The sequence below is a fragment of the Kitasatospora sp. NPDC004289 genome (assembly GCF_053602875.1).
This window is the reverse complement of sequence record NZ_JBSGEL010000075.1, coordinates 25,864-36,102: the sequence shown is the minus strand read 5'-3', so window position 1 is coordinate 36,102 and position 10,239 is coordinate 25,864. Positions and strand designations below refer to the sequence as shown.

The window sequence follows — 10,239 nt, the reverse complement described above, 5'->3', positions numbered from 1 at the left end:
CCGGCCACCATCGCCGCCCTGCTGCCCGGCTTCCGGGCCACCATGGGCCTCGAACTGCCCCACGACCCCCCGGTGTCCGAGCAGCTGCTGGCCCGCCGGGGCCCGGACGGCTCCGAGCAGACGGTGATGCAGCGCAGCGAACCGGGCACCCCGCACCCCGAGGTGAAGGTGCTCGCCGAACTGCGCCGCCTCAACGTGCCCCCGGACCAGGTGCTCGAACTCCACACCGACCTGGAGCCCTGCGACCTCCCGGGCGGTTACTGCCAGCGGATGGTCCGCGCGGCCTGGCCGAACGTCCGGATCAGCCACACCGCCGCGTACGGCCGCGACCACCAGGCCCGCCAGGCCGGCATGGCCGTGCTGCTGGACCACCTCGACCAGCTCCACCAGCTGGCCGCGGGCCCGCAGCGCCCGCGCACCGTCCGCGTCCCGCTGCCCCCGGCGGGCTCGCCGCCGGCCGGGGCGGTGCCGCTGCCGCCCACCGACCCGCAGCAGCTGGGCGGCGAGCTGGCCCAGGTCTTCGGGCCTGCGGTGTTCCGCTTCGAGCAGCGCGCGGTGTCCCGCCAGGGCGTGCCCGAGCAGGTCGCCCAGATGCTGATGTGGGCGGGGCTGCCGCGCGACTTCGCGCCGTTCTTCTGGGCCCAGGCCCAGGAGGGCAGGCCGATCCCGACCCTCGCCGAGCTGGCCGCCGAACGCGGCCTGCCGGGCGCCCCGGACTTCGGCGGCTACCTGGTGCTGGGCAACGACTACGGGCGCCAGCTGTGCGTGCAGTACGGCACGGCCGCGGTGGTCGCCGTCGACCTGGAGCGGCCGGGCGCGGAGGCTCCGCGGTTCGTCAACAGCGGCGTCCCGGAGTTCGTCCGCTCGCTCGCCCTGCTCGGGCGGATGTGGCGCCTGCGCTACGGGCTGACGCCCGATCAGGCGGGCCGCTGGACGGTCGACTTCCAGGCCCAGCTCCAGGCCGTCGACCCCGCCGCCCTGGCCGGACCGGAGACCTGGTGGTCCGTGCTGCTGGAGCAGTTCTGGGACGGCCTGATGTAACGAACGCTCACCAATGAGGGGCGCGTCACACGCTGACGCGCCCCTCGTCCGTCCCGTCCCGCAGACCCTGTCGGCCCTACTGCGGCTTGCCCGGGCGGGCCCCGCCCCCGGGCCCCCGGCAGGGACCCCTCACCCACCTGCCCCGGCACGGCCTTGTTTGGGTTTCGATCCCACTTGCGCAAAATAGGTCAAGAGGACGGTCCTATCCGCGCCTGCCTCCACCGGCACCGACAGGGGAAGAGACCATGAGCGACGCAGTCTCCCAGCACGGCTTCATCGTCACCCGCCGGGGCTACGCCCCCGAGCAGGTCGACCACGCGATGGTCGTGCTGACCGCCGAGCGCGACAGCGCGTGGGAGCAGCTCAGCGTGCTGGGCTCCGGCGTCCGGGAGATGGAGCGCCGGCTGGCCGAGATCCGGCAGGCCGCCGAGGACGCCCCGGAGCCGGACTACTCGGTGCTGAGCGAGCAGGCCGTGAAGCTGATGGGCATCGCGGACTCCGAGTCGACCGCCGTCCGGGAGGCCGCCCAGCAGGCCGCCGAGGACGCCCGCGACGAGGCGTACGAGAACGGTCAGAAGGCCGCCAACGCCGCCCGCGACCACGCCCTGGCGACCCGGAACGAGGCCGACGCGGCCGCCCGCCGCACCGACGAGCGGACCCGGGCCGAGGCCGAGCAGCTGCGGGCGGCGGCGGACCGGGAGTCGCGGGCGATCCGGGACTCGGCGACCGCGGACGCGGCCAAGGTCCGGGTGGCGGCCGCCGAGGCGCAGGAGCGCGCGGAGGTCAAGCTGGCCGAGCTGCGCCGCCGGGCGGACGAGACCTTCGCCGCCGTCGAGGCCAAGGCGGACGCGGAGGACGCGAAGATCTCCTCCACCGCCGAGCGCAAGGTGAGCGAGGCCGAGCAGCACCGGGAGTCGGTGCTGGCCACGATCAAGCAGGCCGAGGCCAAGGCCCGTTCCGAGGCGGACGCGCTGGTCGAGGCGGCCCGCCGGGAGGCCGAGCGGATCCGGGCCGCGAGCGAGCGCGAGCACCGCGAGTTCACCGCCAAGTACGAGCAGGTGCAGCAGCACCTGGACCACATCAAGCAGACCCTGGCCGCCCTCACCGGTGCCGCCGTCGGCCAGATCGAGGCGGCCGCACCGGCCGCTGAGCCCGCAGCAGCCGACGCCGCACCCGCAGCCGACGCTCAGCCGGCCCCGTCGGCCGCCGCCGCCCCGGCGACTCCGGCCCCCAAGGCGCTCCGAGCGGCCGAGGAGGCCCCGACCGCCCCGCTGCCGAGCATCCCGCCGGCCGCGCCGCTCCCGCCCAAGCCCCCGGCCCCGCCGGCCGCCGCCACCCCGGCCCCGGCCCCGGCCCCGGTTCTGGAGGCCGCGGCCGCCGAGCCCGCCACGGCGCCCGAGCCGGAGACCCGGATCATCCCCAAGATCGTGATCGTGGACGACGGCCACGAGTACCCGAGCGAGGTCATCCGCCGCGGCTGACGCCCCGTCGGCCCGAACGCCGCGGGCCCCGTCCACACCCTGTGGACGGGGCCCGCGGCGTTCCAGCGGATCAGAGCACCTCGACGGCCGGGCCGCTGAGGCGGCGGCGGCAGTCCAGCACGTACGTGGCGTGGGTGGTGACGGCCTCGTAGTCGAAGTCGTCGTGGTCGGCGAGCAGCACCACCGCGTCGGCGGCGGCCAGCTCCTCGGGGGTGGCCTCGACCCGGACGACCGCGCTGAACGGGGTCTCCGGTTCGGTGGCCCGCTGGCCGGGGATGACCGGCTCGGCCACGTGGACGCCCGTGACCACGTGCGGGTCGGCGGCCCGGACCTCGGCGCCCATCCGCAGCAGCAGTTCGGCCACCCGGGCGGCCGGGGTCTCGCGGGCGTCGCCGGTGTTCTTCTTGTACGCCAGGCCGAGCAGCAGCACCCGGGAGCCGCGGACCGAGCGGTGACGGTCGTTCAGGGCCTCGCCGAGGCGGCGGACCACGTAGTCGGGCATGTGGCTGTTGACGTCGTTGGCCAGCTCGACGAAGCGGAAGGACTGGCCCAGCGCGCGCTCGACCCGCCAGGACAGGTAGGAGGGGTCGATCGGCAGGCAGTGGCCGCCGACGCCCGGGCCCGGGGTGAAGCGCAGGTAGCCGAAGGGCTTGGTGGAGGCGGCGTCGATCGCCTCCCAGACGTCGATGCCGAGGTCGTGGGCGAACATCGCGAGCTCGTTCACCAGCGCGATGTTGACGTGCCGGAAGGTGTTCTCCAGCAGCTTGGTGAGCTCGGCCTCCTTGCAGGAGGAGACCGGAACGGTGCGCTCGATCAGCTCCGAGTAGAAGGCGTCCACGGCGGCCAGGCCCTCGGGCGAGGTGCCGGAGACCACCTTGGGGGTGTTCTCCAGCTTCCAGGTCGGGTTGCCCGGGTCGATCCGCTCCGGGCTGTAGCCCAGGTGGAAGTCCTGACCGGCCGTCAGGCCGGAGCCCTCCTCCAGGATCGGGGCGAGCAGCTCCTCGGTGGTGCCGGGGTAGGTGGTGGACTCCAGCACCACGGTGGCGCCGGGGCGCAGGTGCCGCGCCAGCAGCCGGGCCGAGGACTCGATGTAGGAGAGGTCCGGGACGCCGTCCCGCAGCGGTGTCGGCACGGTGATCACCGCGACGTCGAAGCCCGCCACCTCGGCCGGATCGGCGGTCGGCTGGTAGCTCCCGTCGTCCAGCAGCGGACGGAGGCGCTCGGCCGGGATGTCCTCGACGTAGGACTCGCCGAGCGCGAGGCGCTTGACCCGCCGCTCGTCCACGTCGTACCCGACCACCTGGTGCCCGACCTCCGCCGCGCGGACGGCCAGTGGCAGCCCTACGTAGCCCTGGCCCGCGATGACCACGCGCATGACGAAGTACCCCCTCCGTTGCGGTTCGCACGGTGTCCCCACACCGTCTTCACACGAGAGGGTACGGAGCCCCGACCGGCCGCGCCGGGCTTCGGGCAAAGTGGTCGGAGAGTGGTACGGAGAGCACCGGATGGGACGGGTCCGTAAACGCCAGGGGCCGCGGCGCCTCCCAGGAAGAGGCACCACGGCTCCCGCGATTGGGCACGGGCGCCCCCACCCAGGGCCGCCCGGCCACGCACTCCCGACCCCCATCGGAGGTGCGTCCGTGCCGCCACAGCCATCCCCCACGGTTGGGTGCGGCGGGCACGAACACCATGCTGCGCGACCACCATGGACGTGCAGTGTCGGCAATATGTCGAGTTCGTGATCTGTGAGCGGGTTCGGGTGTCCGCCCGGACGGACCGACCGGCCCGATGATCACGGCGGCGGGGCGGGTGGCGGCGTAGTCTGGAGACCCCCGGGGCGCTCCGCGTTCCGGGTCGTTCGCGTTGCCCGGCCGGGGTCCTCCGGCGCCCGGGCACTCCAGCCGTGGAGCCGAGAAGCATGAGTCTGTCCGGACTGCTCGACGTCGTCGTCCGCGACGCCGCCCTCGCCGAGGCGATCGAGGCGGCCGCTGCCGGACAGCGGCAGCACCTCGACCTGGTGGGGCCGCCCGCCGCCCGCCCGTTCGCGATCGCCGCACTGGCCCGCTCGCTGGCCGGGGCGGCCGGGGAGCGCGGGCGTCCGGTGCTGGCGGTGACCGCGACCGGCCGGGAGGCCGAGGACCTGGCGGCCAGCCTGCGCTCGCTGCTGCCGCCGGACGCGGTGGCCGAGTTCCCGGCCTGGGAGACCCTGCCGCACGAACGGCTCTCGCCGCGCTCGGACACGGTGGGACGCCGGCTCGCGGTGCTGCGCCGGATCGTCCACCCGCGCGGCGACGACCCGGCGGCCGGGCCGGTGCAGGTGGTGGTGGCGCCGGTCCGTTCGGTGCTGCAGCCGCAGGTGAAGGGGCTGGCCGAGCTGGAGCCGGTGGCCCTGCAGCGGGGTGAGCAGCACGACCTCGGCGAGGTGTCCCGCAAGCTCGCGGCCGCCGCATACTCCCGGGTCGAACTGGTCGAGAAGCGCGGCGAGTTCGCCGTCCGCGGCGGCATCCTGGACGTCTTCCCGCCGACCGAGGAGCATCCGCTCCGGATCGAGTTCTGGGGCGACGAGGTCGAGGAGATCCGCTTCTTCAAGATCGCCGACCAGCGCTCGCTGGAGATCGCCGAGCACGGCCTCTGGGCGCCGCCCTGCCGTGAGCTGCTGCTGACCGAGGAGGTCAAGCTCCGCGCGGCCGAACTGGCGGAGCAGCACCCGGAGTTGGCCGAGATCCTGGACAAGATCGCCCAGGGCATCGCGGTCGAGGGCATGGAGTCGCTGGCCCCGGTGCTGGTGGACGACATGGAGCTGCTGCTTGACGTGCTGCCGCAGGGCTCGGTCACGGTGGTCTGCGACCCGGAGCGGGTCCGTACCCGGGCGGCCGATCTGGTGGCGACCAGTCAGGAGTTCCTGCACGCCTCCTGGGTGGCCGCGGCCGCCGGTGGCGACCGGCCGATCGACATCGAGATGATCGACGTCTCGGCCGCCTCGCTCTGGTCGCTGGCGGACGTCCGGGAGCACGCGGCGGAGATCGGGCTGCCCTGGTGGTCCGTCAGCCCGTTCGCCACCAGCGACTCCAGCGTGACCGAGATCCTGGAGTTCGACGCCAACACGCTGACCCTCGGCATGCACGCCGTGGAGGCCTACCGGGGCGACACCGCCCGGGCGATCGCCGACGCCAAGGAGCGGCTGAACGCCGACTGGCGGGTCGTCATGGTGACCGAGGGCCACGGCCCGGCCTCCCGCCTCGCCGAGGTGCTGAGCGGCGAGGGCATCCCGGCCCGGCTGGTCGCCGACCTGGACGGGGCGCCGACCCGGGACGTGGTGTACGTCTCCTGCGGCTCGATCGAGCACGGCTTCGTGGACGAGGCCCTCAAGCTCACGGTCGTCACCGAGACCGACCTGTCCGGTCAGAAGTCCTCCACCAAGGACATGCGCCGGATGCCGTCCCGCCGCCGCAACGCGATCGACCCGCTGGCCCTGGCGGCCGGCGACTACGTGGTGCACGAGGCGCACGGCGTCGGCCGGTACGTGGAGATGGTGCAGCGCACCGTCCAGGGCGCCACCCGCGAGTACCTGGTGCTGGAGTACGCCCCCGCGAAGCGGGGCCACCCCGGCGACCGGCTGTTCGTGCCGACCGACCAGCTCGACCAGGTCACCAAGTACGTCGGCGGCGAGGCGCCCACCCTGCACCGGCTCGGTGGCGCGGACTGGGCCAAGACCAAGCAGCGGGCCAAGAAGGCGGTCAAGGAGATCGCCGCCGACCTGATCAAGCTCTACTCGGCCCGGATGGCCGCGCCCGGCCACACCTTCGGCCCGGACACCCCGTGGCAGCGCGAGCTGGAGGACGCCTTCCCGTACGCGGAGACCCCGGACCAGCTCACCACCATCGCCGAGGTGAAGTCGGACATGGAGAAGTCGGTCCCGATGGACCGGCTGATCTGCGGCGACGTCGGCTACGGCAAGACCGAGATCGCGGTGCGGGCCGCCTTCAAGGCCGTCCAGGACGGCAAGCAGGTCGCGGTGCTGGTGCCGACCACGCTGCTGGTGCAGCAGCACTTCTCCACCTTCGCCGAGCGCTACGCCAACTTCCCGGTGAACGTGAAGGCGCTCTCCCGCTTCCAGACCGACTCCGAGGCCAAGGCCGTGCTGGAGGGCCTGTTCGAGGGCTCGGTGGACGTGGTGATCGGTACCCACCGCCTCTTCTCCAACGAGACGAAGTTCAAGGACCTCGGGCTGGTCATCGTCGACGAGGAGCAGCGCTTCGGCGTCGAGCACAAGGAGCAGCTGAAGAAGCTGCGGGCCAACGTGGACGTGCTCACCATGTCCGCGACCCCGATCCCGCGCACCCTGGAGATGGCCGTCACCGGCATCCGGGAGATGTCCACCATCACCACCCCGCCGGAGGAGCGCCACCCGGTGCTGACCTTCGTCGGCCCGTACGACGAGAAGCAGATCTCGGCCGCCATCCGGCGTGAACTCCTGCGCGAGGGCCAGGTGTTCTACATCCACAACCGGGTCGAGTCGATCGACAAGGCGGCCGCCCGGATCAAGGAGCTGGTGCCGGAGGCCCGGGTCGCCACCGCGCACGGGCAGATGGGCGAGACCCAGCTGGAGAAGGTGGTGGTCGACTTCTGGGAGAAGGAGTTCGACGTCCTGGTCTCCACCACCATCGTGGAGTCCGGCATCGACATCTCCAACGCCAACACCCTGATCGTCGAGCGCGGCGACACCTTCGGCCTCTCCCAGCTGCACCAGCTCCGCGGCCGGGTCGGCCGCGGCCGCGAGCGCGGCTACGCCTACATGCTCTACCCGCCGGAGAAGCCGCTCACCGAGACCGCCCACGAGCGCCTGGCCACCATCGCCCAGCACACCGAGATGGGCGCCGGCATGTACGTCGCCATGAAGGACCTGGAGATCCGCGGCGCGGGCAACCTGCTCGGCGGCGAGCAGTCCGGCCACATCGCCGGCGTCGGCTTCGACCTCTACATGCGGATGGTCGGCGAGGCGGTGGCCGAGTTCCGCGACTCGCTGGCCAACGGCGGGGCGGAGCCGGAGGAGGAGCCGCTGGAGGTGAAGATCGAGCTGCCGGTCGACGCCCACGTGCCGCACGACTACGCACCGGGGGAGCGGCTGCGGCTGCAGGCCTACCGCTCGATCGCGGCGGTCAACTCCGAGGAGGACATCGTCCAGGTCCGGGAGGAGCTGACGGACCGTTACGGCAAGCTCCCGGAGTCGGTGGAGAACCTGCTGCTGGTCGCCGCCCTGCGGCTGTACGCGCGGCGCTGCGGCATCGGCGACATCACGCTCCAGGGCCAGTTCGTGCGGTTCGGGCCGGTCGAGCTGCGGGAGTCGCAGCAGCTGCGGCTGAACCGGCTCTACCCGCGCAGCCAGGTCAAGGCGACGGCGCAGCAGCTCCTGGTGCCGCGGCCGTCCACCGGCCGGATCGGCGGCAAGCCCCTGGTCGGGCGCGAACTGCTGGCCTGGTGCCGGGAGTTCCTGAGCACCATGTTCGACGACCTGGCGGGTGCCCCGAAGGGCCGCTAGGCGGAAGACCCTGACCCGGGTGCCGGGTACGGACGTTCACGTGCCAGTGGATCTCCGTACCCGGCACACGGGTCTCGTCCTTCCGTAGCGCGCAGTTCCTCGCGCCCCCGGTACGACCACCTTCCCCCGCATCCCGTAGGCGGTACGGTGTGCCGGGAGTTTTGGCGGCGCTCGTACGGGAGTACCCATGGCTGGTCAGCAGTACGGCAGCAACCCCGGCCCGCTCGGGGTCGGCGGGAAGGTGCTGCTCGCCCTGGTGCCGCTGCTGTCGCTCGGACTGCTGGGCATGGTGCCGTCCTTGGTGCTGGCGGTGCGGCGCAAGCGGGCGGCGGACGTGGCCGGTGCGGTGGTGGCCGGGCTGCTCCAACTCCTGGTCTACGTCGCGGTCGGGCTGACCGACCCGGACCCGGACGTCGCCAGCGGGCTGGACCTGGCGGGCGGGCTCGCCCTCTTCGCGCTCTGGCTCGGCGGCCCGGTCCACTTCCTGGTGATGGACACCCAACAGCAGTGGCGCTCGAAGGCACCCGCCCCGGCACCCTGGTACCCGCCGCCCGTGGTCCCGTACCAGCCGCAGCCGCAGCCCTCGTACCCGCCGCAGCCGCAGCCGCAGGCGGGCCCGGCCACCCAGGACGACCTCCAGCAGCTGGGTGAGCTGCTGCGCCGTCAGGCGCAGGAGGGCCGTCCGTGAGGGACGCCCGGCTGGTCGGCGGCCGGTACCGGCTCGGGGAGCCGATCGGCCAGGGCGGGATGGGGCAGGTCTGGGCCGGGACGGACGAACGCCTGGGGCGGCCGGTCGCGGTGAAGCTGCTCCGCGCCGCCCGCTTCGGCCACGGCCCGGACCCGGACGCGTCGCTGCGCCGCAGGTTCCTGCGCGAGTGCCGGGTGACCGCCGGGCTCGACCACCCGGGCCTGGTGACGGTCTTCGACGCGGGGGAGGACGACGGCGAGCTCTACCTGGTGATGCAGCGGGTGGCGGGCCTGAGCCTGGCGGACCTGATCGCCGCTCAGGACCCCTGCCCGCTGGAGCGGGCGGTCGCCGTGGCGGCCCAGCTCTGCGGTGCGCTGGAGGCGGTGCACACCGCCGGGCTGGTGCACCGGGACCTCAAGCCGAGCAATGTGATGGTCCGTGAGGACGGCCGGGTGGTGCTGCTGGACCTCGGCATCGCAACCGCACTGGACCCGTCGGCGACCAGGCTCACCCTGACCGGCGTGCCGATCGGCAGCCCCGCGTACATGGCACCGGAGCAGGCCCTCGCGACCGGTGCCGACCGGCGCAGCGACCTCTACGCGCTGGGCTGCCTGCTGCACGAGATGCTGGCCGGACGGGCGCCGTTCGAGGCGCCCAGCGCGCTCGGGGTGCTGCGCCGGCAGGTGGACGAACCACCCACTCCGCTGCGGGAGTTGCGGCCCGAGGTGCCGGTGGTGCTGGAGGCCCTGGTGCTGGACCTGCTGGCCAAGCGCCCCGAGGACCGCCCGCCGGGCACCCGCGCGGTGTACGCCCGGCTGCTGCCGCTGCTCCCGCAGGCCCGGGCCGAACTCCGGCCCGCCGCAGGGGTGCTGCCCGATCCGACCGCGCCCTACCGGTACCCGCACCAGCCGCTGCCGCCCGCTCCCACCCCGGTCCCGGTGCCGGCCGCGGACCCGACGGGCGAGGGCCGGTCGGCCGGTGGCCCCGCCATCCTGCCCTCGGTCGCGGTGCCGCCGCCCGCCGCCGAGGACCTGACGGCCGCCTTCGACCAGCTCTCCGACCTGGTCGCCGCCCGCCGCTACGCCGAGGTCACCGAGCTGGCGGGCCGCCTGCTGCCCCGGGCCCGCGCCGAGCTCGGCGAGGCGGCGCCGCTGGTGCGCACCGTCCGCACCATCCACGCCCGGGCCCTGCAGACCCAGCGGCGCTACCCGGAGGCGCTGGCCGAATTCCGGCAGCTGCTGGCCGGGGCGGCGGGGGAGCCCGAGCGGGCCTTCGAACTCCGGGAGCAGATCGGCCTGTTGCTGATCCGCCAGGGGGAACGCCGGGCCGCCTGGCAGCAGTTCACCGAGCTCCTGCTGGAGCGCGAGCGCAGCCACGGCCCGCACCACCCCGACGTGCTCCGGCTGCGCTCCCACCTGGCCGCGATCGGCCCGGCCACCCCACCGCCCGCCCCGGTCCGCGGCAACCCGTACGCCTCCGGCTGACGGCCC

The 10,239-nt window shown here is 73.9% G+C and carries 6 protein-coding genes; 5 read left to right on the top strand and 1 reads right to left on the bottom strand.

Going from position 1 to position 10,239, the window contains the following annotated elements:
* A partial coding sequence (locus ACWEPF_RS33455) for an SUKH-4 family immunity protein (RefSeq protein WP_452175541.1) occupies window positions 1-1,041 on the top strand: 1,041 nt, incomplete at its 5' end.
* A gap of 245 nt (window positions 1,042-1,286) precedes the next feature.
* Window positions 1,287-2,522: a hypothetical protein gene (locus ACWEPF_RS33450; protein WP_452175540.1), complete on the top strand. Its 1,236-nt coding sequence runs from the start codon at window positions 1,287-1,289 to the stop codon at window positions 2,520-2,522.
* Between the two features lie 70 nt (window positions 2,523-2,592).
* On the opposite strand, the gene ACWEPF_RS33445 is transcribed toward ACWEPF_RS33450, so the two are convergent.
* Window positions 2,593-3,897, bottom strand: coding sequence for a nucleotide sugar dehydrogenase (locus tag ACWEPF_RS33445; RefSeq protein ID WP_452175539.1), 1,305 nt, complete (start codon window positions 3,895-3,897; stop codon window positions 2,593-2,595).
* Between the two features lie 543 nt (window positions 3,898-4,440).
* Between ACWEPF_RS33445 and mfd the strand changes: the two genes are divergently transcribed.
* The 3 genes from mfd (at window position 4,441) to ACWEPF_RS33430 (ending at window position 10,233) form a co-directional block, all read left to right on the top strand.
* Window positions 4,441-8,061 (top strand): transcription-repair coupling factor, encoded by a 3,621-nt coding sequence (gene mfd / locus ACWEPF_RS33440; protein WP_452175538.1) that lies wholly within the window; start codon window positions 4,441-4,443, stop codon window positions 8,059-8,061.
* Window positions 8,062-8,248: 187 nt separating this feature from the next.
* A complete protein-coding gene (locus ACWEPF_RS33435) occupies window positions 8,249-8,749 on the top strand; it encodes a hypothetical protein (protein ID WP_452175537.1) in 501 nt (166 codons plus the stop codon).
* Window positions 8,746-10,233: a protein kinase domain-containing protein gene (locus ACWEPF_RS33430; RefSeq protein WP_452175536.1), complete on the top strand. Its 1,488-nt coding sequence runs from the start codon at window positions 8,746-8,748 to the stop codon at window positions 10,231-10,233. Before ACWEPF_RS33435 ends, ACWEPF_RS33430 begins: the two co-directional genes overlap by 4 nt.
* Window positions 10,234-10,239: the final 6 nt, after the last annotated feature.